19 protein-coding genes and 2 CRISPR repeat arrays (1 of these 21 running past the window's edge) are annotated in these 25,836 nt (G+C 63.1%); of the genes, 10 read left to right on the top strand and 9 right to left on the bottom strand.

Annotation, left to right across the window (positions count from 1 at the left end):
• Positions 1 to 49: 49 nt before the first annotated feature.
• From minD to M1P90_RS18365, 3 genes are all read left to right on the top strand, one after another.
• Positions 50 to 862 (top strand): septum site-determining protein MinD, encoded by an 813-nt coding sequence (gene minD, locus M1P90_RS18355; protein ID WP_483696737.1) that lies wholly within the window; start codon positions 50 to 52, stop codon positions 860 to 862.
• Between the two features lie 56 nt (positions 863 to 918).
• Positions 919 to 1,176 carry a cell division topological specificity factor MinE gene (gene minE / locus M1P90_RS18360; RefSeq protein ID WP_483696738.1) on the top strand — a complete coding sequence of 86 codons (258 nt, stop codon included), beginning with the start codon at positions 919 to 921 and terminating at the stop codon, positions 1,174 to 1,176.
• A 165-nt stretch (positions 1,177 to 1,341) separates the two neighbouring features.
• Complete coding sequence (locus M1P90_RS18365) at positions 1,342 to 2,529, top strand: AI-2E family transporter (protein WP_483696739.1); 1,188 nt, start codon at positions 1,342 to 1,344, stop codon at positions 2,527 to 2,529.
• Positions 2,530 to 2,593: 64 nt separating this feature from the next.
• Here M1P90_RS18365 and M1P90_RS18370 read toward each other — a convergent pair whose 3' ends face one another.
• Positions 2,594 to 3,373 carry an enoyl-ACP reductase FabI gene (locus M1P90_RS18370; RefSeq protein ID WP_483696740.1) on the bottom strand — a complete coding sequence of 260 codons (780 nt, stop codon included), beginning with the start codon at positions 3,371 to 3,373 and terminating at the stop codon, positions 2,594 to 2,596.
• Positions 3,374 to 3,624: 251 nt separating this feature from the next.
• Between M1P90_RS18370 and M1P90_RS18375 the strand changes: the two genes are divergently transcribed.
• From M1P90_RS18375 to M1P90_RS18390, 4 genes are all read left to right on the top strand, one after another.
• Complete coding sequence (locus M1P90_RS18375; RefSeq protein WP_483696741.1) at positions 3,625 to 4,689, top strand: alpha/beta hydrolase; 1,065 nt, start codon at positions 3,625 to 3,627, stop codon at positions 4,687 to 4,689.
• A gap of 284 nt (positions 4,690 to 4,973) precedes the next feature.
• Entirely contained in the window at positions 4,974 to 5,648 is a 675-nt protein-coding gene (locus tag M1P90_RS18380) for a response regulator transcription factor (protein WP_483696742.1), read from the top strand.
• The gene (locus tag M1P90_RS18385) at positions 5,645 to 6,712 is read left to right on the top strand and encodes a HAMP domain-containing sensor histidine kinase (RefSeq protein ID WP_483696743.1); all 1,068 of its coding nucleotides are present in this window, start codon (positions 5,645 to 5,647) and stop codon (positions 6,710 to 6,712) included. The genes M1P90_RS18380 and M1P90_RS18385 overlap by 4 nt, the downstream gene beginning before the upstream one ends.
• A 118-nt stretch (positions 6,713 to 6,830) precedes the next feature.
• A complete protein-coding gene (locus M1P90_RS18390) occupies positions 6,831 to 8,651 on the top strand; it encodes an ABC transporter ATP-binding protein (protein WP_483696744.1) in 1,821 nt (606 codons plus the stop codon).
• Between the two features lie 391 nt (positions 8,652 to 9,042).
• Here M1P90_RS18390 and M1P90_RS18395 read toward each other — a convergent pair whose 3' ends face one another.
• Positions 9,043 to 9,636 (bottom strand): ClpP family protease, encoded by a 594-nt coding sequence (locus M1P90_RS18395; RefSeq protein ID WP_483696745.1) that lies wholly within the window; start codon positions 9,634 to 9,636, stop codon positions 9,043 to 9,045.
• Between the two features lie 199 nt (positions 9,637 to 9,835).
• Here M1P90_RS18395 and M1P90_RS18400 point away from each other — a divergent pair, with 199 nt between their 5' ends.
• The gene (locus M1P90_RS18400; RefSeq protein ID WP_483696746.1) at positions 9,836 to 10,198 is read left to right on the top strand and encodes a hypothetical protein; all 363 of its coding nucleotides are present in this window, start codon (positions 9,836 to 9,838) and stop codon (positions 10,196 to 10,198) included.
• Positions 10,199 to 10,273: 75 nt separating this feature from the next.
• Here M1P90_RS18400 and M1P90_RS18405 read toward each other — a convergent pair whose 3' ends face one another.
• The 5 genes from M1P90_RS18405 to M1P90_RS18425 form a co-directional block, all read right to left on the bottom strand.
• Positions 10,274 to 11,260 carry a molybdopterin-binding protein gene (locus M1P90_RS18405; RefSeq protein ID WP_483696747.1) on the bottom strand — a complete coding sequence of 329 codons (987 nt, stop codon included), beginning with the start codon at positions 11,258 to 11,260 and terminating at the stop codon, positions 10,274 to 10,276.
• 41 nt (positions 11,261 to 11,301) lie between these two features.
• Positions 11,302 to 12,375 carry a GNAT family N-acetyltransferase gene (locus M1P90_RS18410; RefSeq protein WP_483696748.1) on the bottom strand — a complete coding sequence of 358 codons (1,074 nt, stop codon included), beginning with the start codon at positions 12,373 to 12,375 and terminating at the stop codon, positions 11,302 to 11,304.
• 208 nt (positions 12,376 to 12,583) lie between these two features.
• A complete protein-coding gene (locus M1P90_RS18415) occupies positions 12,584 to 13,318 on the bottom strand; it encodes an XdhC family protein (RefSeq protein WP_483696749.1) in 735 nt (244 codons plus the stop codon).
• Entirely contained in the window at positions 13,315 to 14,130 is an 816-nt protein-coding gene (locus M1P90_RS18420) for an AAA family ATPase (protein WP_483696750.1), read from the bottom strand. Before M1P90_RS18420 ends, M1P90_RS18415 begins: the two co-directional genes overlap by 4 nt.
• Complete coding sequence (locus tag M1P90_RS18425; RefSeq protein WP_483696751.1) at positions 14,131 to 14,445, bottom strand: XdhC family protein; 315 nt, start codon at positions 14,443 to 14,445, stop codon at positions 14,131 to 14,133.
• Positions 14,446 to 15,076: 631 nt separating this feature from the next.
• Here M1P90_RS18425 and M1P90_RS18430 point away from each other — a divergent pair.
• On the top strand, positions 15,077 to 15,241 hold the full coding sequence (locus tag M1P90_RS18430; protein ID WP_483696752.1) for a hypothetical protein: 165 nt from the start codon (positions 15,077 to 15,079) through the stop codon (positions 15,239 to 15,241).
• A gap of 15 nt (positions 15,242 to 15,256) precedes the next feature.
• Entirely contained in the window at positions 15,257 to 15,409 is a 153-nt protein-coding gene (locus M1P90_RS18435) for a hypothetical protein (protein ID WP_483696753.1), read from the top strand.
• A 136-nt stretch (positions 15,410 to 15,545) separates the two neighbouring features.
• Here the strand turns inward: M1P90_RS18435 and M1P90_RS18440 are convergent, their stop codons facing one another.
• Positions 15,546 to 17,711 carry a WYL domain-containing protein gene (locus M1P90_RS18440; protein WP_483696754.1) on the bottom strand — a complete coding sequence of 722 codons (2,166 nt, stop codon included), beginning with the start codon at positions 17,709 to 17,711 and terminating at the stop codon, positions 15,546 to 15,548.
• Positions 17,712 to 17,868: 157 nt separating this feature from the next.
• Positions 17,869 to 23,563: a CRISPR direct-repeat array (repeat unit 37 nt; unit sequence CTGAGGAACCCTGCCCCGCTATGAAGGGGTTTGAAAC).
• Between the two features lie 396 nt (positions 23,564 to 23,959).
• Positions 23,960 to 25,468 (bottom strand): hypothetical protein, encoded by a 1,509-nt coding sequence (locus tag M1P90_RS18445; protein WP_483696755.1) that lies wholly within the window; start codon positions 25,466 to 25,468, stop codon positions 23,960 to 23,962.
• A gap of 225 nt (positions 25,469 to 25,693) precedes the next feature.
• Positions 25,694 to 25,836: direct repeats of the CRISPR family, unit length 37 nt; unit sequence CTGAGGAACCCTGCCCCGCTATGAAGGGGTTTGAAAC; it runs 2,270 nt beyond the window's last position.

Here is a 25,836-nt window from a genome sequence, read left to right on the forward strand (position 1 = left end):
TGTTTCAATTCAAAACTCAGCACTGAAAACTCAAAACTTCGGAGGGAATATGTCGCGCGTCATCACCATCACATCCGGCAAAGGCGGCGTCGGAAAGACGACCACAACCGCCAACCTGGGCACCGCACTGGCCATGCAGGGCCTGCGCGTGGCTGTTGTCGATGCCGATATCGGCCTGCGCAACCTCGACGTTGTAATGGGCCTGGAAAATCGGATCGTCTACGACCTGGTTGATGTGGTGGAAGGGCGCTGCCGGCTGCGCCAGGCGCTGATCAAAGACAAGCACCTGCCCGACCTGTGCCTGCTGCCCGCCGCCCAGACCCGCGACAAAGACGCCGTGAACCCCGACGACATGATCGCGCTGGCGAACCAGCTGCGCGCCGAGTTCGATTACGTTCTGTTCGACAGCCCGGCCGGCATCGAAGCGGGCTTTCGCAACGCCATCGCTGGCGCGGATGAGGTGCTGATCGTCACCACGCCCGAGGTTTCGGCCGTGCGCGACGCCGACCGGATTATTGGCCTGGTCGAAGCCTTTGAGAAGGGCCACCCGCGCCTGATCCTCAACCGCCTCAAGCCACGCATGGTCAGCCGCGGCGATATGATGAGCGTCGACGATGTGCTGCAAATTCTGGCGATCGACCTGATTGGCGTGGTGCCCGACGACGAAGCGATTGTGACGGCAACCAACCGCGGCGAGGTGGCCGTGCTTGAGCGCGCGTCGCTGGCCGGGCGCGCCTTCTTCGACATTGCCCGCCGCCTCAAAGGCGAAAAAGTGCCCTTTATGGTGCTCGAAGAGCAGCAAGGCATGATGGATCGGCTGTTTGGCATGTTTGGGCGGCGGCCACGCGGCAGCGAGCGCTAACCACCGGGTGGCGCAACATTCGCGTATAACCATTCGTCCTAACGAAGGAGACGAGCGTGAGTTTTTTCAACTCTCTTTTCGGCGGAAAGCGCGAGCGCAGCTCGGATGTGGCCCGCGAGCGGCTGCTGACCGTGCTGGTGCACGATCGCGTCAAGCTGACCCCCGAGATGCTCGATCAGCTGAAAGCCGAGCTGTCTGCTGTGATCGCGAAATATGTGCCTTCCGTCGAGCCTGGCGAAATCGAAGTCTCGATATTGCGCGGCGAAGCCAACGATCACATCAAAGCCGATATCCCGCTGCGCCGCACAACCTGAACAATCATTCAACCCAGGCTGCCTGTTCCTGACATAATTGCCATCCGTAGCAGGCGCGCGGTCGCTTCTCTTTCGGCCCGTCATGCAGTACAATAAGGGTATTATATACAACGCCGCTCGGTATCAGCCGGGGGCGTTGTCGTATCACACACCTGAGGTATCGCTGTGAGCGTCGAACCAAAACCAATCCGGCTTTCCTCTGCAGGCAAGTTCATAACCGTGCTGCTGATTGTGACCATGAGCCTGCTCCTGATCTGGCTGGCACAATCGATCCTGGCCCCTTTTATTGCAGCGCTGATCACTGCATATCTGTTCAACCCGCTGATTAGCTGGCTCAACCGCCGCACCAGCATTGGGCGCGCGGTCTGGATCCTGGTGCTGTATGTGCTCGTGGGCATTGTTGTCTACGGCCTGATCCAAACCTTTGGCCCGCGCCTGGCCGCACAGTATGGCGAAATGGTGGCGCAGCTCCCAGCCATGCGCGCTCAGATCGAAAAGTTGCTGGCCGACAATCAGATCTGGGATCTGGGTGGCGTTACCTTCGATCTGCGCGAGCTGGAAGCGCCGATCTACTCCTTTGTCAGCGATCTTGCGACGACCTTGCCCGCCACCGTGCCGCATCTGGTCGTGTCAGCGCTCGAAAGCGTGGTGCTGTTCGTCACCTACCTGATCGTCACCTTCTATCTGCTGCTGCAAGCCGAGCAGCTTACCGACTGGATGTATGGGCTGGTGCCCGCGCCCTACCGCGCTGAGATCCGCACGCTTGGCCAGCAGGTCGATGCCACACTCAATGGCTATATTCGCGGCACACTTATGCTCATCCCAATTATGTCGGTGCTGACGTATATTATGCTCACCTTCCTGCAGGTGCGCTATGCATTGGTGATCGCAATCGCCAGCGGCGTGCTTGAGATCATCCCGCTGATCGGCCCGTGGTCGGCGGCTGGCCTGGCGGTTTCGGTGTCGCTGCTGCAACCCACGACGCCTTTCGGCTGGAGCCACCTGCTGCTCGCAGTGGTGATTGGCGTCGGCTATTTCGTGCTGCGTATGGCCGAAGATAATTTTATTATTCCGCAGGTGATGGGCCACGCGGTGCATCTGCACCCGGTGCTGGTGCTGTTCGCCATTCTGGCCGGCGGCGCGATTGGCGGGCCGTTTGGCCTGCTGATCGGTATTCCCGCTGTGGCTGTTGGCCGGCTGCTGCTGCGCTATCTCTACCGCAAGCTGATCGACGCGCCCGAGCCGCCGCACGACGTCACCACACCACCTCCCGAAACGCGCCCGCTCACCAAGCCGCTGAAAAAGCCAGCGCAGCCGCTTGCGCCGCAGCAACTGCGCAAGCGCCGCTCATAACGTTCAGGGCAAAAAAATGGGGCCGGCCGGTACGATGTACCAGCCGGCCCCGTGTATTGCTTGGCTAATCCTGCAGCGTCACGCTGATATTGTGGAAGCCGCCATCCACATAGATCGTCTCGCTCGTCACGCCCGCCGACCAGTCGCTGCACAGCCACAGCGCGGCCTTGCCCACATCGTCAATCGTAATATTGCGGCGCAGCGGCGCGACACTGGCAAACTGCTTGTGCAGGTTGCGGAAGCCCGCAATGCCGCTGGCGGCCAGCGTGCGGATGGGGCCAGCGCTGATCGCATTTACGCGAATGCCCTCTGGCCCCAGGTCGTTCGCCAGGTAGCGCACACTGGCCTCGAGCGCGGCCTTGGCTACGCCCATCACATTATAGTTCTGCGCAACCTGCTGCGATCCGTGGTAGGTGAGCGTAAGAATCGACGCGCCCGGGTTGAGCAGGCCGCGCGCAGCTTTGACAAGGGCAGTGAGTGAGTAGGCGCTTACTTCGAGCGCAAGCCGGAAGCCTTCGCGGGTCGTGTTCAGATAGTCGCCGCTCAGCTCATCCTTATTCGCAAACGCAATGCCGTGGATCAAAATATCGAGTGACCCGAACTGCTCGCGCACGCGCCCCATCAGCGTGTCGATCTGCTCATCACTCTGCACATCGCACGGCTCGATCAGTGTCGCGCCCAAGCTGGTGGCCAGCGGGCGCACACGCCGCTCCAGCGCCTCGCCCACATAAGTAAAGCCTAGCTCGGCACCTTCGGCGTGCAGCGCCTGCGCGATGCCCCAGGCGATCGAGTGATCGTTCGCCACCCCCAGAATCAAGGCTTTCTTGCCATCGAGCAGACCCATAGTGCAATCCCTTCTGTTCGGGCGCGGCGCGCCCACTCCATACGCATGCCACGCCCGGCGGCCAGCAGCCGCCCGCAGCCGGCACAATGCGTTGCCAGGGCAGAATGGGCGCTATAATACACCGAATGCGAAATCAGGACAAATATCGCAGGAGTCAAGGGTCAGAAGTCAGGGGTCAGTTTATTCTTGGCTTTTTGAAGCCTTTATCGAGATATGAAATCGCTTCGTTGATCTGAAAAGCGCAATACGGAATGAAAACATTTTCGGCACTGGGGCGCGCGCTGCTGTTCTGGCTGGGCGCGCTGGAATGGCTGGCTGGCCGGCAGGGCTGGTGGGGCCTGAGCTGGCTTGGGCGCGGATCGCAGCGCACACTGGTCGGGGCCTTGCTGGCCGCGCCACTGGGCATGCCGGCTGGGCGCTGGCGGCGGGCGCTGAGCTTCGTGCTGGCCGCGCCGCTCGCGCTCGCCCTCCAGGTCGGCGCAAGCAGTTTGCGCAACCGCCGCGCCGACCCGCGCAGCGGCTTGCGGCCCGGCGCGCATCCCGGCCGGCAGGTCGAGCACCTCCACATCGCGATGGAGCAGGGTTTTCTGCCGGGGATTGTGGCCGCCCCAGAGGAAGAAACCAGCGCCGCCGTGTGCATTCTGCACGGCTCGGGCGACCACAAGGGCGCGTATACATGGTGGATGGTCGATGCGCTGCTGGCGGAAAATATTGCCGTGCTGCTGGTTGATCTCGACGGGCATGGCGAGAACCCGCGCACGCAGCAGTTCCCGGCCATTCTGGAAGACGTGAGCGCGGCGACCGACTATTTGCGCGAACGCTACCGGCGCGTGGGCGTGTTAGGCATTAGCCTGGGCGGCTGCATTGCCGCGCGCGCCGTCGCCGATGGCACCCCCGTCGATGCGCTGGTGCTGATGGAAGCGCCGCCCCTGCTGCACTTCACCCGCGCCGACATGCGCCGCGAGGCGCTTGCGCTGGCCCACTGGCCGGCCATGCAGGTCTTCCGCAACACCAGCGTTCACCAGATCGCCGACACATGGTCAACCGCGCCAATTCGCGCGGCGATCAGCACCTGGGATTTAATTGCCGCGCTCGATCTGCTGGCTAGTGTGAAGCGCATCCAGGCACCGCTTTTTCTGCTGTACGGCGGGCGCGACGCGATTGTGAAGCCCGCGCAGGCTGCTGAGGTGCAGGCTGCTGCGCCACCACACGCGACGTTCTGGACGGTGCCGGGCGCGAGCCACCTCACGCTGTTTCTGCGGCGCGATGTGCAGGAGCGGATTGCGAGGTGGTTTGCCAGCCAGCTGCACAGCTAGAACAAACACCCTTCTCATAGGGCAGCCAGGAACGTTTACCACGAAGACACGAAGGCACGAAGGGCTTTCGAAAGCTATCGAACTTCGATTCTTCGAGCCTTTGTGGCAATCTGAATAGTATTTTTTAGAGCAGAGTGTAAACAGATCTATTTACTAAGATCATCACCTTTCGTAAAAATCTGCATAATCTGCGTAATCTGCGGATAGTACTTCTTCCCCGTTTGCATTCAGTTTACACAAGCGGTGTATCTTCTGCCGGTGCAGCAGAAAGGAAACCCGGCGCTATGAGTGCCATTCTGGTTGTAGACGACGACCCGCATATTCGCGAGCTGGTGCGCGTGTTTTTGCATAACGAGGGCTTCGCCGTGTTTGAAGCCGCCGATGGCCGCGCCGCGCTCGATCTGCTCGAAACTGAGCGCGCCGATCTCGCCATCCTCGACGTGATGATGCCGCGCATGGACGGCTGGGAGCTATGCGCCGAGCTGCGCGCCAGCTACGACATGCCGGTGCTGATGCTCACCGCAAAGGGCGAAACTGCCCAGAAGATCAAGGGCTTTCAGCTTGGCGCGGACGACTACCTGGTCAAGCCCTTCGAGCCGCTGGAGCTGGTAATGCGCGTGCGCGCGCTGCTCAAGCGCTACCGCATCGCATCGTCGCAAACGGTCCAGCTTGGCGAGCTACGCATCGACCGCGCGACGTTTGTAGTGACGGCGCGCGGCCAGGATCTGACGCTGCCGCGCAAGGAGTTCGATCTGCTGTTCAAGCTGGCCAGCTACCCGGGCCAAACGCTTTCGCGCGACCAGCTGATTGAAGATGTGTGGGGCTACGATTTCGCGGGCAACGAGCGCACGCTCGACGTGCATATCAACCGCTTGCGCGAGCGCTTCCCCGAAGCGCAGTTCGCCTTCAGGATTCGCACAATTCGCGGGCTGGGCTACCGCGCCGAGGCCAGCCGATGAAGCGCCGCAGCAAAACGCGCGAAATTGGGCGCGGCATTCTCGCCACGCTGGCTGCCTTCGGCTTTCTGCTGGCGATGATTGCAGTCGCTTTTTTCATCACGGGCTGGCTGTATGGCCAGATCGGCTACACGCCGCCCGCGCTGGCCGCGCAGCTGCTGAACGCGCTGCTGGGTTTGCTGCTTGCTGTCGCCGTGGTGTACGTGCTGGTGCAACTGTCGGGCGCGGCGCGGCGCAGCCAGGAACTGGGCATGTTCCGCCCGATTGTCGAGGCGCTGGAACGGATTGCCAAGGGCGATTTCAGCGTGCGGCTCGAGAACGACCAGCCGATGGGTGTGGTTGGCACGCTGGCGCAAAGCGTGAACGCCGTGGCGCTGGAGCTCGACCAGCTTGAGAAAATGCGCCAGGAGTTCATTTCAAATGTCTCGCACGAAATCCAGTCGCCGCTGACCTCGATTCGCGGCTTTGCGCGCGCGCTGCGCGACGAGCAGCTCGCGCCGGGCGACCGCGAGCGCTACCTGACGATCATCGAGGACGAGAGCGTGCGCCTTTCCAAGCTCAGCGACAACCTGCTGAAGCTGGCCGCGCTCGAAGCCGAGAACATGCACTTCGCGCCGCACGCCTACCGCCTCGACCGCCAGATCCGCAGCGTGCTGCTGGCCTGCGAGCCACAGTGGAGCGCCAAATCGCTGGATGTCGACATCGCGCTCGACGAGCTGAGCGTCACTGCCGACGCCGACCTGCTCAGCCAGGTGTGGACCAACCTGATCCACAACAGTATCAAGTTCACGCCCGAGGGTGGCAGCGTGCGGGTCGAGCTGCACCGCCGCCTGAGCGAGGTCGTATTCCGCATTACCGACACCGGCATCGGCATTGCCGAGTGCGACCTGGCGCATATTTTCGAGCGCTTTTTCAAAGCCGACCTGGCGCGCGACCGCTCGCAGGGCGGCAGCGGCCTGGGCCTGGCAATCGCCCAGAAGATCGTGGCGCTGCACAATGGCACCATCGGTGTCGCGAGCGCGCTGGGCATGGGTACGACGTTTACGGTTTCGCTGCCGGCCGAATAGCTGCACCGGCCGGTTTCTTTCCCTTTTGCACGTTGAAGCGATGCATGGCGCCCACATGCGCCAGCATAGCATTGCCCTGCCTGCGAAACATCGTTAGGCGGCTACAAGGAGATCCCTCATGGTTCGCGATATTGAGGCCGAGCGCGCGGAAATGCTGCGCAACCGGCAGGAAAACCCGCCCGCGCCCCTGCAATCGATCAGCTGGCGGCGCTTGCTCGCCTACCTGCGGCCCTACGCCGGGCGCATGGCCGTGGCCGTGCTGGCGCTGCTGCTGTCCAGCGGGTTGGGGCTGGCCTTCCCAATGGTGATCGTGCGCCTGCTCGATTCGGTCACGCAAAGCCAGAGCTATGGCCCGCTCAACACGCTGGCCGCCGCGCTGGTCGGCCTGTTCCTGCTGCAAGCCGTGTTCACTTTTGCGCAATCGTACCTGCTGACCTACATTGGCGAGCATATTGTGTACGACCTGCGCGTGGCTTTGTACACGCACCTGCAGCGCCTCTCGCTCGATTTCTTCGCGGCGCGGCGCGTGGGCGAGCTGGTATCGCGCCTTTCGAGCGATGTGACGCAGATGCGAACGATGCTGACCACCAACATCACCTCGCTGCTCAGCCAGATCATCACACTGGTGGGCGCGGTCGTCATCATTCTGTCGCTCAACACCAGCCTGACGCTGCTGATCGCGGGGATGCTGCCGGTGCTGCTGCTGGTGGCGTTCACCTTTGGCCGCCGCCTGCAGGGAATGAGCGTGCGCGTGCAGGACGACCTGGCAAGCTCGACCGTGATGGCCGAAGAAGGCTTGCAGGGCGTGAGGATTGTCAAGAGTTTTGGGCGCGAGAACTACGAAACTGGCCGCTACAGTGCCGCCATGCAGCGGACCTTCCGTTCATCGCTGAGCGTGGCGCTGTTCAACTCGATCTTTATGGCGGTGATGATGTTTCTCGGCTTTGGCGCGATAGCCGCGCTGGTGTGGTATGGCGGGCGCGAGGTCATTGCTGGCCGGCTGACGCTGGCGATGATCACGGGCTTTTTGATTTACGGCGTGACGATTGCGATGACGCTGGGCGGGCTCGGCGGCCTGTATGCGCAACTGCGCATGGCGGTGGGCGGCATTCAGCGCGTGTTCGAATTGCTTGACACGGAGCCCACAGTTCAGGATGCGTCAGCCGCCGCCGCGCTGCCGCCCGCCGAGGGGCGCATCAGCTTTGAAGACGTGGCGTTCAGCTACGAAGATGGCGCGCCCGTGCTGCGGGGCGTTTCGCTTGAGCTGCATGCTGGCGAGATTGTGGCGCTGGTTGGGCCGAGCGGCGCGGGCAAAAGCACGCTGCTCAACCTCATCCCACGCTTCTACGACCCTGCGGGCGGGCGCGTGCGCATCGACGGGCGCGACCTGCGCGGCGTGACGCAGGCCAGCCTGCGCGCCCAGATGGCAATCGTGCCGCAGGATACGATGCTGTTTGGTGGCAGCATCCGCGAAAATATTCTGTACGGCCGGCTCGATGCCAGCGAGGCCGAGGTACAAGCCGCCGCGCAGGCCGCCAACGCCCACGATTTCATTATGGCGCTGCCGCAAGGGTACGACACGCTGGTGGGCGAGCGCGGCACCAAGCTCAGCGGCGGCCAGCGCCAGCGCGTCGCCATCGCCCGCGCAATTTTGAAGGACCCGCGCATTCTGCTGCTGGACGAGGCCACCAGCGCGCTCGACAATCAATCGGAAGGATTGGTGCAGGAGGCGCTCAATCGCCTGATGCAGGGCCGCACGACCCTGATCATCGCGCACCGGCTCAGCACGATTAAGGTCGCGCACCGCATCGCCGTGATGGACGCGGGCAGGATTGCCGAGCTTGGCACGCACGCCGAGCTGATGCAGCAGAATGGGCTGTATGCGCGGCTGTATGCGATGCAGTTCAAGGAGGCGCTGCACGCTGAAGCAGTTTTATAAGCATTATTCTACTCGGGGCGCTTCGCCCCCGTGCCCCCGATTAGGGAAACCCTTCCGGCAAAGGGCGCTGGTATCAAATAAACGCTCGTTGTCATGCTTTGCGACGAACATACAAGCTTGTACTGGCTCGCTCGGCAGATGCCTGATTTCGGCATAACGGAGGCATGACACGCTAACTTTTAGTTTGCCAGCTAGCTAAAATTTGGGGTTCGGGGCGCGAGCCCCGACGCCGGGTGCCGGGCGGCGCGAGCCCCGGCGGCCCTGCGGCCTGAGCAACACACCTTCAATACCAGCATATCTTTAAGCCAAAGGCGTAAATAAAGCACCGACGACATTCTGCTTGAGAATATCGTCGGTGCTATCTGAATGTCAGGATATTGCGAAAAGTAACCTAGCCAGCCGAGCGATCAAGAATATGGTCGATCAGGCCGTATTCTTTGGCTTCCTGCGCGGTCAGAAACTTATCGCGGTTGAAATCACGCTCGATCTGCTCGGCAGTTTTGCCCGCGCCCTTGCCCACCAGCTCGCTCGTCACGCGCTGCAGGCGCAGCAGCTCGTTCACGGCGCGCTCAACGTCCGGTGCTGAGCCTTCCATACCCGACGAAGCCGGGTGAAAGTGGACGGTCGAATTCGGCAGTGCATAGCGCTTGCCCGGCGCGCCGCCCGCCAGCAGCACCGTTGCCATGCTGCCAGCCATACCAATGCAGACGGTGTTGACGTCGGGCGCGATCAGCTGCATGGTGTCGTAGATCGCCAGGCCATCGCGCACGCTGCCGCCCGGGCTGTTGATATAAAACCAGATATCGCGCTCGGGGTCGCTGTGCTGCAGAAACAGCAGCTGGGCCACAATCGGCACCGCCACTTCATCATCGATGGGCGTGCCAAGCATAATTACCCGCTCCTGGAGCAGACGTGAGAACAAATCCCACGCTCGCTCGCCACGGGGTGTTCGTTCGATAATCGTTGGAATGCGAACCGATGGCATAGCGGTTTCTCCTCGCGACGAGCCATTCTTTGTGGGCCTAAGTATAGCACATTCATCCGCGATTCAGAGGTGCCCAGATCACACGCGCCAACCTGCCCATACCGAGATAGTACCATGGGTTCATTGAGGCGCCCGCGCCGCCGATTTATCATAGAGCTACTCGCGGTTTTTAACCCCCAATCCAAAGAAGGAGGCCCCGATGGCAGTCGCAGAGATGGTTCAGCCAAGCAAAATTCGCGTGCCGTGGTCGCTGCGGGGCAAGGTCGAAATCAGCCATCTGCAGTTTGTTGGTCAGAATCAACTTGGCCTGCCCTACATTCAGGGCGCGATACGGAATCGTTCGGGGCGGCCGCTGAGCCTGCGCATCGTGATGCGTGTGCTGAACGAGCAGCGCCAGCCGATTTTCAGTGGCACACCGGGCGTGCTCGAAACCATCACGCTCGACTCGCAGCAGCAGCGCGCCTTCCGCATTAGTTTGCGCGACGACGGGCAGGCCGGCCAGCGCGACCGCCAGCGCCTGTGGCTCACGCGCGCGGGGCTTGAGGTCAGCATCGAGGAGTAGGGTCCGGGGGAATAGCCATAGATGCAGGGGCGGCGCACACACGCCGCCTCTTTTTTATGACCGCTTCGTGGCATGTTAGCCCAGCAGGCCGCCATGCCCCAGCGCCACAATATCGGCGCGGCGGATGTGCTCGCCAGCGAGCAGGCGCGGCAGCAACAGATCAACGATGTTGGTGTCGCGTGAGCGCACGCAGCCGGGCGCGCCCAGCACCGCCAGCTCGCCGCCCGCTTCTTCGAGGTAGGCCAGCAGCAGGAGGTTGCCCGGCTCGACCGGCGCGCCATAGTGCTCGACGCGCCCACCCGCCAGGCGAATGCCCTGCGGTGTGACATCATCACGGTCCATGATCGAGGTTTCGCCCGCGATAATCAGCAGGCGCGCGCCCGCCGCCCGCAGTTCGCCAATTGCCGCCGCCACAGCAGCCTCGTCGGTTGGCACATAGCGCGTCGCGCACACCGCCGACCCCAGCTCAGCGACACGCGCCGCAATTGCGGGGAACACGCCATCCATGATCCGCTCGCGCGCGGCTGCGCTGCCCACCAGCGCCACGCCCACCTGCGTTGGCCGCAGCGGCGCAAGCGCCACCACCGGCGCGCCGGCCAGCGCAATCGCCTCAGCCGCACACAGGTCGGTTTCCAGCACCGCGAAGGGAATAATCTTGATTGTGGCGACGCGCTTGCGTGCGCGCACCAGCGCGTGGTTCGGCAGCGTGGCAATCGTCAGCCCGTCGATCTGGTTGATCTCCAGCAGGCGCGCCACGTCGATCTGCACCACGCCATCGGCCTCGGCCAGCAGGTTGACGCGACTGGCAGCCGGGCGACCAGCCAGCACGCCCGCGCCGCACACTGCCGCCGCCAGCCGCCGCGCCGCCTCGTCTTCGTGTACGTCGCCCGGCTCCAGCACCGCCACGCGCACTTGCGCAATGCCCAGCTCGCGCAGGCGCGGCAGGTCGGTTTCGGCGATGCGATGCCCCTTGGCGAAGGCTTTGCGCCCCTGCGCGTCGGCAAGGTTGTGGCGCAAAATGTGGCCGATGGCTTGTTCGGGCGGCAGAATTGTTTGGTACATAATGCAGTTGGCAGTAGCCAGTCGGCAGTAACAGTTTGCAGTCAATCCACTTCCGGCGACTGCGTACTGCTGACCGCCGACTGCCGTAGTCGCTCATATTCTTCGGGCGTGTCGATGTCGGCCAGCGGGCGGGAATCCTCGAACGGCACCAGCGTCACGCGCTCGCGATTGGCGGCGAGCACGCTGCGCGCGCCCTGGTCGCCCTGCACCGCCAGCAGTTCGGAAAACACCGTTCGCGCAAATAATACCGGGTTGCCGCGCTGGCCCGCATACACCGGGGCAACAATCGCGCCATCGCCGTTCTGCCACGCTGCCAGCAAGCGCCCCACAATCGCGGGCGTGACAAAGGGCTGATCGCCCAGCAAAACCACTGCCGCCGCAACCGAGTGCCCAAGCGCGGCAATACCCGCCCGCAGCGAGGTGCTTTGCCCCTGCGCATACGCCTCATTCACCACAAGATGCACCGGCAGATCGGCCAGCGCTTCGGCCACGGCGCTGCGGGCGTGACCAACCACCACCAGCACGGGAAACAGCCCGGCGGCCAGTGCTGTCGTGGCGGCGGCGCGCACCAGTGGCTGCCCATCCCAGTCGAGCAACTGCTTGGGCTGGCCCATGCGCGAGGCCGCGCCCGCCGCCAGCACCACGCCCGCCACCACCGGAGCAGCCGTCGCGCCATTCGCAACTGTGCGTTCGGCCACAATCTCGCCGTCGGGCAGGGTGCTGGTGGGGCGAAAACCAACCCCGGCGTAGGTGAATGCCGCCGCGAGGTCTTCGGGGCGATAACTCACGAAAGTGCCGTTGCCGCCCGGCTCTTGCGCCAGTGCGTCGAGGGCGGCAAGCAGCCCGGCGTGGCCGTAGCCGCGCCCCTGGTAGCGCGCGTCGATCATCAGGCGCACAATCCAGTCCTGCCCGCTTGCAGGGTCGCGCCCATACATCACAAAGCCAACCATGCGGTCGCCGGCGTAGATTGCGCGCGGGACAAAGGCCGGCTCGACCAGCGACTGGATCAGCGACACGGTGTTCGAGGCGACAAAGTGCTTCTGGTGCGGCGCGACATGCAGGCGCAGGCAGTCGCCAATGTTCTGCGCGGTGATTGGTTCAAGATGAATGTGCATGTTGGTTGCAGGTTACACGGGGCGTATGCGATACGCCCGTTCGCAGGTTGAGCGACGATCAGCAATTTCGTCCTGAGTAGCGCGAAGCGCGTATCGAAGGGCGACGACCAGATTATTCACCGCAAAGAGCGCAAATGTTTTGGGTGCAGCTTATCGCTTCCGCCTTCGTGTCTTCGAGTCTTCGTGGCAAACACTCGCCCGCACCGCGCTAGCCCTTGCCGGTGTGGCCGTGCCGCGCCGCGACGATCTCGGCGATGATGCTGACGGCAATTTCTTCGGGGGTGTTGCCGCCGATCTTCAGGCCGATTGGCGCGTGGAGGCGCGCAAGCTGCTCTTCGGGCATGCCTTCGTCGCGCAGGCGCACGAGGCGCTTGGCGTGCGTGTTCGGGCTGCCGAGCGCGCCGACATAGCGCGCCGGGCTGGGCAGCGCCACTTTGAGCGCCGGGTCGTCGAGCTTGGGGTCGTGCGTGAGCAGCACCACAAAGCTGTTGCTGTTGAGCCGCCCTTCCAGCGCCTCGTCGGGCCACTGGTTCACCAGCTCGTCGGCGTGGGCGAAGCGCTCGGGCGTGGCGAAGGCACCACGCGCATCCACCACCACGGTGCGGAAGCCCAGCACTTTGGCGAAGGTCACGAGCGGGATGGCGATGTGCACCGCGCCAACAATAAACATCGTTGGCGGGGGCGGGTAGGCTTCGATAAAGACCTCGGCCTCGCCGGCGGGGGTGGCGTAGCGCCGCGTGCCGCTTTCCGCGCGCGCCAGCATGGCGAGCATTTCCTGCACAACCGGCTGCTCGGGCAGGCCCGCGCCCAAACTGCCAATCGTTTCGCCGCCGGGCCGCGCCAGCAGCTTCGCGCCCACCTCGCCCGCGCCGCCAATGACTGTCGCCACAGCGACCGGCTGCTCGGCGGCGAGCGCGGCGGTCAGGGCCTCGTAGATGCTCATATGTGCCTCAGATAGCGCTGCGGATTTGCAAGAAACTCCCGGGTGACGCTGACGTGTTCAAGCTCGTGGTAGGCAACCGCCCGCACCGGCGCGGCGTCGAAGCTGTAGATCGTCGCGTCGGGGTAGGCCATCAGGATGGGCGAGTGCGTGGCGATGATGAACTGCGCGTTGTGCTCTTCGACCATCATTTTGATCATGGCGAGCAGGCCGATCTGGCGCATGGGCGAAAGCGGCGCTTCCGGTTCGTCGAGCAGGTAGAGGCCGTTGGGCACAAAGCGCGAGCGAAACAGGCGGAAGTAGCTTTCGCCATGCGAGTTGGCGTCCAGATCCGCGCCGTAGCGCTGCTCCATGTCGTGCAGCTCGCGCAGGAAAGGCATGCGCGCCAGGCCGCGCGCTTCTTCCGAGCGGTTCTTATATTCTTCCTCGATGGCGGCCAGGTCGCGCTCGAAGCCTTCGCGCGTGGCGCGCAGCCACTTCACATAGCCGAAGAAATCTTCCGAGCGCATGAAGAAGCCAGCGTGCCGGCGCGCAGCCCACGAGAGCTTCAGCCGGCGGGCCAGCGCCCGCGCCGACTCGAGCGTGATGTCGTGCTCGGCCCCGGCGCTGCCCACGGTGATCGAGCGCGCGGCGCAGGCCAGCCCTTCCAGCAGCGTCGATTTGCCCGAGCCGTTTTCGCCCACAAAGAATGTGACGGGCGTGCCGAACTCAAGCTGCGCGCCTGCCAGCGCGGCGATGGCCGGGACGCTGAACGGGTAGCGCGCGGCCTCGCCTTCGGGCAGCGTCGGCAGGCTGATTGTGCACAGATGCGGCACCTACGGGCCTAGCGGCTCGACAAAGACATCGATCATGCCGCCGCAGGCCAGGCCGACATCCCAGGCGTCGTCGTCGGCGACGCCGAAGTGCAGCAGGCGCGCCGTGCCGGTGGCGAGCGCTTCCTGGCAGGCGTCGAACACTGCGCCCTCGATGCAGCCTCCGCTGACCGAGCCGGCCATGCTGCCGCCCGACGAGACGGCCATCTTTGCGCCGATGCCGCGCGGCGCGGAGCCAAGCGTTTTCACAACCGTGGCAATTGCCACGCGCTCGCCGCGCGCGCGCCACTGCTCGATCGCGGGCAGTACGTCGTTCATAGGGGTTCTCCTCGCTGTTGGTGTGGGCGCATGGTAGCACAGTTTGGGGCTTTGCGGTTGGAGTTTATATTGGGGGCTGCGCGCCCCCAAACCCCGCGGCAAAGGGGGCGGGCTGCAGCTATCTTCATTGGGGGCTACGCGCCCCCAAACCCTGCGGCAAGAGGCTGCCGCCAGCCTCCTGCACCTCGCCGTCGGGGCGCTGCCCCGAACCCCAAAAAGAGCGTGGCCGGCTTGCGAGATGCGGGTGTGCCATGCCTCCGTTATGCGATTAGGCCGGCAACAATCGATTGATGGTGTACCAGCTTTCTAACTAATTCCTTTCACTCATCGTTTGATACCAGCGGACGGCACAACGGAGGCAGGACAGATAGATTTTGTTTTGTCGATCACATCAAATTTGGGATTCGGGGCGATAGCCCCGACGCCGGGCGGGTACCCACAAAGTGGGTGGGGCGGCGCGAGCCCCGGCGGCCCTGCGGCCTGAGCAAGCTGGTTTGAAGCTGGTACTGCCTGCGATTATGCGAATTATAATGAGCGTGGTGAGTCTATGCGATGCTGTGCGCTCATGCCCCCGTCACGGCAGGGCTTGGCAAGCGAGGGGTTGGTATTTTTCCTTTGCTCAGAATTGTTCTTGCTTCAGTCGTCGGTGGTTCCCGGTCATTCGTCGGTGGTGTGCGGTCGCTCGTCGGCAGTGCTCGGTCATTCGTCGGTGATGCGCAGTCACTCGGCGGCGGTGCGCGGTAGCTCGGCGGTGGTGCGCGGTGGCTCGTTGGTGGTGCGCAGTCTGGGCGTATAGCAATACGCCCTTCCGGTGGTGGTGCGCGGTGACTCGTCGGTGGTGCGCGGTGGCTCGTTGGTGGTGCGCGGTGGCTCGTCGGCGGTGCGCAGTGGCTCGTCGGTGGTGCGCGGTGACTCGTCGGCGGTGCGCAGTGGCTCGGCGGCGGTGCGCAGTCTGGGCGTATAGCAATACGCCCTTCCGTCGGCGGTGCGCGGTCGCTCGTCGGCGGGGCGGACACGTAGGTCCGCCCAGACAGGTCCGCCCAGACAGGTCCGTCCTGACAGGTCCGTCCTGACAGGGATGAGGGAGCGGCCGAGCACACCTAGCTCGCCACCCGCAGGGCCTGAATGCGATCGAGCCGGAAGGTGCGCTCGGCCTGCTGCCGCTGGCACGTGCCGCGCAGGTACCAGTGCTCGTCGCGCGCTTCCAGCGCCAGCGGCTGCACCTGCCGCCGTTCCGCTACCCCGCGCCCGCCCGTGTCGTACTCCAGCTCCAGCAGCTGCGCCCCCGCCAGCGCCGCCCGCACCACCGCCAGCGCCTGCTCGGTTTGCACAGGCGGCACCGCGCTCGTTTGCGCGTGGGCGCGGGCCAGCGCGGCCAGTGCCTCGGCGACGGCGCGACCGAGCGCGGACGACAGGCCGGTGCACAGCCGTTCGCTCAGGGCGGCGTGGGGAAGCAGCGGCGCATCGGGTGGGGCGTGCTGCCCGTAGAACGCGCACGCCACCGCCAGCGCGGCCCGCTCGCCCGCTGCCAGCGCGCCCGGCTCGTTTGCTGCGCGTGGAGCCTGCTCGGCGGGCGGCGCGGTGCCTTCCCAGCCGATGCCGGCGCGGTCGAGGGTGCGCGCCAGCCGCGATGCCTCGCCCGTGCGGAGGCGCGCCACCGCTGGCCCGAGCCGCTCGACGGCGCGCCGCACACTGCGCTGCCCGAGCAGCTGCGTGAGCTGCGCGGGCGTACGCGTGAGCAGCAGCGGCCCCTGTACCAGCCGCACATCTGGCGCGGCGCTGTGGAAAAGCTCCTGCCACTCGGGCGGCAGCGGCCCGGCCTGCCCTTCGAGCAGAGCGACGCACGCGGCGAGATTGTGCCCCTGCCGCGCTGCCCGCGCCAGCGTGGCACGGCTCAGCTGGTAGCGGCTGCCACGCGCGTCGGAACCCTGCCAGCGCGCATAGGGCAGCAGGCGCGCAACGGCCGCGCCAGGGGCGCGGTGCGGGATGCGCACGATGCCCGGCGCGTCGTATTCCCAACACGCTGCTGTATCCGTGGTGCGGTGTGGCAGGCCCGGCGCGGGCGCTCCTTCCTGCCAGCGTGTTGCGCGCGCGGAGTGTTTGGGCCGCCCAGCCGTTCCCCAGCTGCGGCGCATGCGGAACGGGTGCGTCGGCGCTGCTGTCGCCAGCCGGCCTTCCACCGAGCCGCCACCTTCTTTATTATCATTATCATCCGACGGCTCGGGCGTGTCGCCAATCGCGCCCAGCCAGCCGAGCGGGCCAGCGAGCGCGGCCGCCCAGACCTCGGCGGCGCGGCGCGGGTGCCAGGGCGCGCGGCTGCGCGTGCGCAGGCCGTGGGTTTGGGCGTTGCCCAGCGGGCCGAAGGCGGCCGCCAGCGGCGCATAGCTCGCGAGCCCCTCAGCCTTGGGCGCGGCGTGCGCGGCCCAGTCGAGCAGGCGGCGGCGCAGCGCCGGCCAGTCCACCCCATCCATGGCCACGCGCAGGCGCAGCAGCCAGGCGTCGGGCGTGGGCGCGGCGACCCACAGGCGGCGCAGGGTGGCAAGCTGCTCCGTCGCATCGGCGGCCAGCCAGCGCTCGCCAGCCGGGGTGATCTGGGCGCGGCCCGCGTGCGCTTCGAGCAGCGCGCCATCGACCAGGATGGGCAGCAGCCAGCTGATCTGCGCGGCGGCTTCGGCGCCATCGAGCGGGGCGAGGCGGGCGGCCAGCGCGTGGAGGAGTGGGCGCGGGAAGGCGCAGGCGCGGTTGAGCAGGCGGCGCGGCCGTTCGGCACAGGCGAGTAGGAGCATTGTGGCGGCGCGCAGGGCCGGCGCGGGCGGTCGTTCGGCAGCAGGAAGGCGCGGCCGGGCGGGCAGGGGCGTGGGCAGGGCGCGGCGCAGCTCGGGCGGCACGAGAAAGTGGGCCGGGTTGTTCGGGCGGGCCGGGCGCAGAAACAGCCAGCCGAGCAGCACGAGCTGTTCGCTGACGGACTGGGGCGCGCGGTGGGCGGCGAGCGCGGGCCAGGGGCGCACGGGGCCGTAGCGGCTCAGCACATAGTTGGTCGGGATGACGCCACGAAAGGCGCGCAGGTCGTGCAGGGCGGCCTGCACCTCGGGCGGCAGGACGGCGTACACGGCGCGGACGGACGGGGCCGGGCAGAGCGCGTGGCGCAGGCGCAGCAGGCGGGTGGCGGCATCGGTGCCGTGGGGCAGCGAGATGCGGTGCGCGCGGGCGATGGTGCGCTGAGCGAGCGCGGGCGCGGCGGCAAGCAAACGAGCCCAATGATTCATGGTTGACCTCCGGCGCGTAACCGCGTATACTGAGCAAGCGAGCACATGATAGCAAGATGTGGCCAGAAGCGCAAAACGGCGCAGCGAAGGCCGGCAGGCGCAGAACAGCGCGAGCTGCCAGCAGCGGCACAGGCGCGGCGGCCACTGGCACGACGGACTGAGGAACCCTGCCCCGCTATGAAGGGGTTTGAAACCCCTCTGACTTCGATCTTGTCATCCTCCTTCTTTCGCTGAGGAACCCTGCCCCGCTATGAAGGGGTTTGAAACAACGTCCCCCCGACCGGTGCCCGATGAGGGCACCTTACTGAGGAACCCTGCCCCGCTATGAAGGGGTTTGAAACTCGGGCCGCACGACGTCGATCTCCACCCACTTTGCACTGAGGAACCCTGCCCCGCTATGAAGGGGTTTGAAACTCGAGACCACCAAAAGCTCGACCGAAGTCGTGCTGGTCTGAGGAACCCTGCCCCGCTATGAAGGGGTTTGAAACACGTCGACGCTTATGACGTCGACGGACACTGGCCTGCTGAGGAACCCTGCCCCGCTATGAAGGGGTTTGAAACCGAGATCGCCTTTGATTTCGTCTGCTATATCCCTATCCTGAGGAACCCTGCCCCGCTATGAAGGGGTTTGAAACTCTGTTGTTCCATGAACGGAGTCCTGCTGCTTTCTTCTGAGGAACCCTGCCCCGCTATGAAGGGGTTTGAAACAGTGTTAAGGTTCTGTTCAATTCGTAGTACCCCCTTTCTGAGGAACCCTGCCCCGCTATGAAGGGGTTTGAAACCCCAACAGACAAAGCAGGTCGGTCATGTGCGTGGGCTGAGGAACCCTGCCCCGCTATGAAGGGGTTTGAAACATCACGCCCTGGAGGGCTTCGGTGAAGATCGCCTTGCTGAGGAACCCTGCCCCGCTATGAAGGGGTTTGAAACTCGTACCCGGGCGTGAGGAAGTTCACCGAGAAGATGCTGAGGAACCCTGCCCCGCTATGAAGGGGTTTGAAACCTGTAGCCGCCCTTGCCGCCGGAGCTGCTGCTACCGCCCTGAGGAACCCTGCCCCGCTATGAAGGGGTTTGAAACGTGATCCGATTGTTCTGCTTCATCGTGGTCCTGCACCTGAGGAACCCTGCCCCGCTATGAAGGGGTTTGAAACAAGAGTGTGACTCGCCAATGCTCTCCATTGGCATCGTCACTGAGGAACCCTGCCCCGCTATGAAGGGGTTTGAAACTTCTCGGATACGAGGCTTTGGCGGGAAACCCGCCTCCTGAGGAACCCTGCCCCGCTATGAAGGGGTTTGAAACAATCCGCCTTTCTCGGATACGAGGCTTTGGCGGGAACTGAGGAACCCTGCCCCGCTATGAAGGGGTTTGAAACTCGCTCCAGAACTGTGAGAACTGGTTGTAGCCAACGTCTGAGGAACCCTGCCCCGCTATGAAGGGGTTTGAAACACTGTGATCCGTCTTAAAATGCAGTGCTGCGATGTGTCTGAGGAACCCTGCCCCGCTATGAAGGGGTTTGAAACCCAGCTCCAGCTTCCAGCTGGTTTCGAGGCTGACTCCTGAGGAACCCTGCCCCGCTATGAAGGGGTTTGAAACACTTGTCGCTCGAGTTGCTGATCTCCAGAGTGTAGTCTGAGGAACCCTGCCCCGCTATGAAGGGGTTTGAAACTGGCGGCCGTCGGGGCGACGAGCTCGATCAGGTTGCCTGAGGAACCCTGCCCCGCTATGAAGGGGTTTGAAACATAGCGCCTTTGGTGTCAACAGCGGTCTGGCGCATCCTGAGGAACCCTGCCCCGCTATGAAGGGGTTTGAAACACAACGCCAGGGTACGTGTGGTCTCCGGCGTCCGCCACTGAGGAACCCTGCCCCGCTATGAAGGGGTTTGAAACGATAATATTGGGCAACTCCTTAGGCTGCGAGTATGTTCTGAGGAACCCTGCCCCGCTATGAAGGGGTTTGAAACATGGCAACCTGAATGGCTGCAACACAACACTGTGTCTGAGGAACCCTGCCCCGCTATGAAGGGGTTTGAAACTTGGCCGTACGCCCGTTTCCTATCCTGTCGAACCGCCTGAGGAACCCTGCCCCGCTATGAAGGGGTTTGAAACATGCAAATGACGGTATTCCTACTGTTGAGCTGAGTCGCTGAGGAACCCTGCCCCGCTATGAAGGGGTTTGAAACTAGAAATAAACCGTAAGGTCGGTAGCAAAAGATGTGTCCTGAGGAACCCTGCCCCGCTATGAAGGGGTTTGAAACAGAGCTTACCGTCAGAAGAACGGTGGACTAGCCACTCTGAGGAACCCTGCCCCGCTATGAAGGGGTTTGAAACCATGGAGACCCGCTTGAAACCTTTATCTGGGTCGAACTGAGGAACCCTGCCCCGCTATGAAGGGGTTTGAAACACGCTTATCACGACTGGTCTGATGGTAGTCACCTTCCTGAGGAACCCTGCCCCGCTATGAAGGGGTTTGAAACATGGCCGGGACCTGCCCTGGTTGTGCATCGGGCGCGACTGAGGAACCCTGCCCCGCTATGAAGGGGTTTGAAACCTCTATATTCATATCTGCGTCCGAAAGACTCGGCCGCTGAGGAACCCTGCCCCGCTATGAAGGGGTTTGAAACGCGGGGCGGAACGCTTGGTTTGTGACTTTGTGTTCGCAACTGAGGAACCCTGCCCCGCTATGAAGGGGTTTGAAACACCTCGACTGGGCCCTGCGGGATGATGCGAATGGCTTCTGAGGAACCCTGCCCCGCTATGAAGGGGTTTGAAACGGGTTAGCCGCGTCCGTGGGTGTTGGCTGCGCCTGCCTGAGGAACCCTGCCCCGCTATGAAGGGGTTTGAAACCCCAGTTGGGGACGAATGCCTTATCCTTCACAAAGCTGAGGAACCCTGCCCCGCTATGAAGGGGTTTGAAACATCTCGCCGCCTGCGCAGTCATCGCAGGGGCGGGCGACTGAGGAACCCTGCCCCGCTATGAAGGGGTTTGAAACTCCACCTTGCCGACCTTGTACAGGTTGTACTGCTCGTACTGAGGAACCCTGCCCCGCTATGAAGGGGTTTGAAACCCGCTGATGTGCGGCGTGCCATGGTTCGTGTCTTGAACTGAGGAACCCTGCCCCGCTATGAAGGGGTTTGAAACGGTGAGGAGCCTTGTGGCGCCTCACAATGCACCGACTGAGGAACCCTGCCCCGCTATGAAGGGGTTTGAAACATGTGTGTCCCTTCGGGTGCGTTATGGGACGCCTGAGGAACCCTGCCCCGCTATGAAGGGGTTTGAAACAAAAGGGGTGTAGTTTTTACCATCCAAGGAATAGCCCTGAGGAACCCTGCCCCGCTATGAAGGGGTTTGAAACTTGAATGTTATCATCAGCGCCAGAGCGGCGCCGATGCTGAGGAACCCTGCCCCGCTATGAAGGGGTTTGAAACACCACGTTGGTGTCTGGATCAATTGGGTTGAACAACCTGAGGAACCCTGCCCCGCTATGAAGGGGTTTGAAACAACCACCAAATGGATCAGTCTCAATCCATGCAACCTTCTGAGGAACCCTGCCCCGCTATGAAGGGGTTTGAAACTTGCCGAGAGGCGGCACCGCCTTTCGGCAAATGCCTTCTGAGGAACCCTGCCCCGCTATGAAGGGGTTTGAAACTGGAACGTGACCTTACCCGCGATGGGCTGGCACTTCCTGAGGAACCCTGCCCCGCTATGAAGGGGTTTGAAACAGGCCAGGCTCGCACTCGAGGCTAATGGTGCCGCTGACTGAGGAACCCTGCCCCGCTATGAAGGGGTTTGAAACACGAAGTTCTTGAACATGCGTTCAAGGAGCTCTCCCTGAGGAACCCTGCCCCGCTATGAAGGGGTTTGAAACCCGATGATCAACAACGCCACGAACGCGAGGCCCCCCTGAGGAACCCTGCCCCGCTATGAAGGGGTTTGAAACCTGGCAGGCCGCCGTTCTGTTCCCAGAACTCACGGATTCTGAGGAACCCTGCCCCGCTATGAAGGGGTTTGAAACCCGAACGGCTCACTGGCTGTGGAACAGAGCGTGGGCACCTGAGGAACCCTGCCCCGCTATGAAGGGGTTTGAAACGCAGCCATGCTTATTGGCGCACCGTTTAACCTGGCGACTGAGGAACCCTGCCCCGCTATGAAGGGGTTTGAAACAAATATAGCCCAAAGAGCCCCACTATTATCGCCACTGAGGAACCCTGCCCCGCTATGAAGGGGTTTGAAACAGCAAACCATTCCGCGATCCGGCTTAATACGAGAAGAACTGAGGAACCCTGCCCCGCTATGAAGGGGTTTGAAACGGGTTGATGAGCAACCAGACACTCTTACGGCCATGCGCTGAGGAACCCTGCCCCGCTATGAAGGGGTTTGAAACTTTGTTCAGAAGCAATATACGCTACAGCAACCAATGTCTGAGGAACCCTGCCCCGCTATGAAGGGGTTTGAAACAAAAATGCCTGTACCACCAATCAGCAATGCCACACCACTGAGGAACCCTGCCCCGCTATGAAGGGGTTTGAAACAAATAAGCATAGCGTACAGGTTTGATCACAACATGGCTGAGGAACCCTGCCCCGCTATGAAGGGGTTTGAAACCAGAAGCCAGGTAATAACACCGCCAAGCCCACATCCTGTCTGAGGAACCCTGCCCCGCTATGAAGGGGTTTGAAACCAGCGTATGCGTGCCCGAGATTGGCTTGGAAACTCTGAGGAACCCTGCCCCGCTATGAAGGGGTTTGAAACAGGGCCAGGAACCATGTTCCCAGTCACCTGGTGGAAATACTGAGGAACCCTGCCCCGCTATGAAGGGGTTTGAAACTTGGATCTGGAACACTGGTCGCGGCCTGGGTAGCCGTCTGAGGAACCCTGCCCCGCTATGAAGGGGTTTGAAACCTGCAACCTAAACTACTTAGATTGCTGTAGGGACCTACTGAGGAACCCTGCCCCGCTATGAAGGGGTTTGAAACGCGACGATGTTCTGCTGCGCGCGGGCCGCGGAAACGCTGAGGAACCCTGCCCCGCTATGAAGGGGTTTGAAACAGGCAAGTCCACCGTTGGTGAACTCCATGATATATTCTGAGGAACCCTGCCCCGCTATGAAGGGGTTTGAAACGTGGCGCCAAGAGAGGTAAGTAATTGTTGGACAGATGCTGAGGAACCCTGCCCCGCTATGAAGGGGTTTGAAACATGGGGTTGGGCTGATTTCCAGCCAACCACTGAATGAACTGAGGAACCCTGCCCCGCTATGAAGGGGTTTGAAACCGGTGGCGTCCCTTGCGGGACGCCACGATGACCTGACTGAGGAACCCTGCCCCGCTATGAAGGGGTTTGAAACGACGAATAAGGGCCGGGAGTGCGCGCATTGCGCACTCCTGAGGAACCCTGCCCCGCTATGAAGGGGTTTGAAACGATCAACAGCGTGCTGTCACCGTTCGCGTCCATCGCCTGAGGAACCCTGCCCCGCTATGAAGGGGTTTGAAACACCGAGGTATTGGTGGCAGTTGCAGTGGGAGTTGGCTGAGGAACCCTGCCCCGCTATGAAGGGGTTTGAAACTTAGCCACGTCCGACTCCAGTGAAACCCGGTCACCCGCTGAGGAACCCTGCCCCGCTATGAAGGGGTTTGAAACCAGAATATTCACATGAACCGTAGCCACGAGGTACGAACTGAGGAACCCTGCCCCGCTATGAAGGGGTTTGAAACAGGCCGAGCATGAGCAGAGTGAGCAGTGTCGCTACTCCTGAGGAACCCTGCCCCGCTATGAAGGGGTTTGAAACGCCAAGGTACTACATTCGCTTGGCTCAACGAAGACCTGAGGAACCCTGCCCCGCTATGAAGGGGTTTGAAACACTGCCAGCCGAGCTGAGAATACACAGCCGCCCGGCTCTGAGGAACCCTGCCCCGCTATGAAGGAGGGGTGCGCGAAACATAAGGAGGTGGATTTCTTGGCGCGCTGAACATAAGAAAGTGCGCACAGTCGTGGTGCCTGTATTTGCCGGCTGACGGCAGATCCAGCGCCGCATTCCGCCCGCGCCTGGCGACACACGCACTGGCAGATGCCCGTTTCTGGCGCATCACAGCGCTGATGTGCCCTTTCACGCACACGCGCTCTCGACCCGCTCTCGCAACTGTGCGAGCAGGTGCTCGAGCTGTCTGGGTTGTCGTCCCTGGCTGTGGCGTCTGTCTCGGCGACCTGCTGCTATCAACCTACCCACCTTCGTGTACTGTGCAGGCCGCCTCTTGAGCTATGCCGCCAGGGCTGTCCTGCTCGCGCTCGGCCGCGCCTCCTGTGCGGCTCGGATGCGCTGCAAAGCACGCAGGTTGATCAGCACGTAGCTCACGCTGTTCTGGTTCGCAATCGCCCGACCACGCCGCAGCTTCGGCTGCAGCATGCCCAGCGCCTCTGCTTGCGAATTGACCCGCTCGACCATCGTGCGCTTGGCGTAGAGTTGCTTGTACCCCTCACTCTCGCGGTCGAGCGTGTGGCGCAGGCGTGAGCCGGCATCGGCTGCCAGCGTCGTCGTGCAGCCGCCCTTCGCGAAATGCGCGTCATCAATCGGGCAGGGCTGGCCGTTCGGCTGTGGAAACAGCAGCGCGCAGCCGCACTTCTCACGCCGGTGTGGAATCAGACCGCTCGTACGGTCGAGATAGGTAAACAGCTGTGGCATGGGCAGACCAGCCGCGCACAGCGGCCAACCATCGACGTCGAACAGGCGCTTGCCGCCTTTCTTGCCGGGGTTGAACGGCACCGCCGCGAAGCCGCCAGCCTGGTGAAAGTAGTCGTAGACGTAGTGCGCGTCGAAGGCACAATCCCAGGCGCCAAAGCGCGGCTTGCGACCGAGGCGGCGCTCGACCTGCTGCATCAGCGGGAAGAAGTAGGACGGGTCGCTCTCGTTGAATGGGCGAGTGCGCTCGGCCAGCACGACTTCGCTGCCATCAGGCATTCTGGTGACTACAATGCCACTTGCGTAGCCCCAGAAGATCTCGACGCCAAGCTGCACGTCGCGAGCGGGTTTGGCGTCGCTGGTGGGAGCAGGAGGGTCATCGCCGTCGGCATCGGCAGGAGCGGTGTTTCGGGCTTTCTTGATGCCAAGCTTGCAGTCCGGGTCGGCCTTGGGCTGCTTGGTCTTGTCCAGACGTCCTTCCTTGATATATTGCTTGGGGTTGTTTTCCTTGACCCAGGCGAGCAGGGCTTGGGTATCGCCGGCGATGGTGTCGCCAAAGCTGGCGTGCTCGTCGGGCGGGAGCGTGGCGCGGAGCAACTCGACCGATGCAGACAGCAGCCACTGCAGGGCCTCATTGGGCAGAGTGCGCAAGACACGACTGAGCTGACGGCGGTCGGGGACGGTTTGGGTGACGGCAAAGCCGTGGAGGCTGGAGGGGTCGGGCACGCGCTCGAAGCCGAGCCAGTACACCAGCGCAGGATGCTCGAGGAGGAACGAGCGCAGTTCAGACATAAAGCGCTTGCCTTCGTGGAGTTTGACCAGATAGGCGGCGACGAAGGGCGCGCGCGGGTCGGGGGAGGGACCGGGCCAATTTCGGTCGGAGGAACGCTCGGGGAAGCACTCCCAGGGCAGGTCGCCGATGAGCGCGCGATACTTTTGGACGATGGGGTCGGTCGCGACCCAGGCGGGCAGCGGGGCGGAGGGCTGTTTGAGCGGGCAGGCAGGCTCGGGGTGGACAGGCGGACAGGGCGGCTGGCGCCAGAGGGTAGCGCCGAGGCGCTTGAACGAGGCGAGAAAATCGAGTAGCATGGCAGTGTCTCTCACAGGTGGTGGGTGGGTTGTTAGCGCTTCCATGCTACCACTGGTGGGCGGCACAGCGACGCCGGATGAAGATCCGGCGTCGCTGGGAGACACGAGCGCGACACCAAATGGGAACTGGCGTCGGCGAGTGATGCCGATCTTATGTTTAGCGCTCCCCTCATGAAGGGGTTTGAAACCCGCACCCGCGCCTTCGAGGGCCTGGATAGTGCATTCCTGAGGAACCCTGCCCCGCTATGAAGGGGTTTGAAACTTCGGTTTGATGTGGGTGGTCCGGTGTTGCTGTCGGATACTGAGGAACCCTGCCCCGCTATGAAGGGGTTTGAAACAATGTGGATGTGTTCCAGGGGTTGAAACGT

It is taken from the genome of Kouleothrix sp. 19917 (genome assembly GCF_057073505.1).

Bases quoted from the DNA above. Each gene is read 5' to 3' on its own strand.
- minD (WP_483696737.1), top strand. From the start codon at position 50: ATGTCGCGCGTCATCACCATCACATCCGGCAAAGGCGGCGTCGGAAAG.
- M1P90_RS18370 (WP_483696740.1), bottom strand. From the start codon at position 3,373: ATGGGTCTGCTCGATGGCAAGAAAGCCTTGATTCTGGGGGTGGCGAAC.
- M1P90_RS18375 (WP_483696741.1), top strand. From the start codon at position 3,625: ATGAAAACATTTTCGGCACTGGGGCGCGCGCTGCTGTTCTGGCTGGGC.
- M1P90_RS18380 (WP_483696742.1), top strand. From the start codon at position 4,974: ATGAGTGCCATTCTGGTTGTAGACGACGACCCGCATATTCGCGAGCTG.
- M1P90_RS18385 (WP_483696743.1), top strand. From the start codon at position 5,645: ATGAAGCGCCGCAGCAAAACGCGCGAAATTGGGCGCGGCATTCTCGCC.
- M1P90_RS18390 (WP_483696744.1), top strand. From the start codon at position 6,831: ATGGTTCGCGATATTGAGGCCGAGCGCGCGGAAATGCTGCGCAACCGG.
- M1P90_RS18395 (WP_483696745.1), bottom strand. From the start codon at position 9,636: ATGCCATCGGTTCGCATTCCAACGATTATCGAACGAACACCCCGTGGC.
- M1P90_RS18400 (WP_483696746.1), top strand. From the start codon at position 9,836: ATGGCAGTCGCAGAGATGGTTCAGCCAAGCAAAATTCGCGTGCCGTGG.
- M1P90_RS18405 (WP_483696747.1), bottom strand. From the start codon at position 11,260: ATGTACCAAACAATTCTGCCGCCCGAACAAGCCATCGGCCACATTTTG.
- M1P90_RS18410 (WP_483696748.1), bottom strand. From the start codon at position 12,375: ATGCACATTCATCTTGAACCAATCACCGCGCAGAACATTGGCGACTGC.
- M1P90_RS18415 (WP_483696749.1), bottom strand. From the start codon at position 13,318: ATGAGCATCTACGAGGCCCTGACCGCCGCGCTCGCCGCCGAGCAGCCG.
- M1P90_RS18425 (WP_483696751.1), bottom strand. From the start codon at position 14,445: ATGAACGACGTACTGCCCGCGATCGAGCAGTGGCGCGCGCGCGGCGAG.
- M1P90_RS18440 (WP_483696754.1), bottom strand. From the start codon at position 17,711: ATGAATCATTGGGCTCGTTTGCTTGCCGCCGCGCCCGCGCTCGCTCAG.
- M1P90_RS18445 (WP_483696755.1), bottom strand. From the start codon at position 25,468: ATGCTACTCGATTTTCTCGCCTCGTTCAAGCGCCTCGGCGCTACCCTC.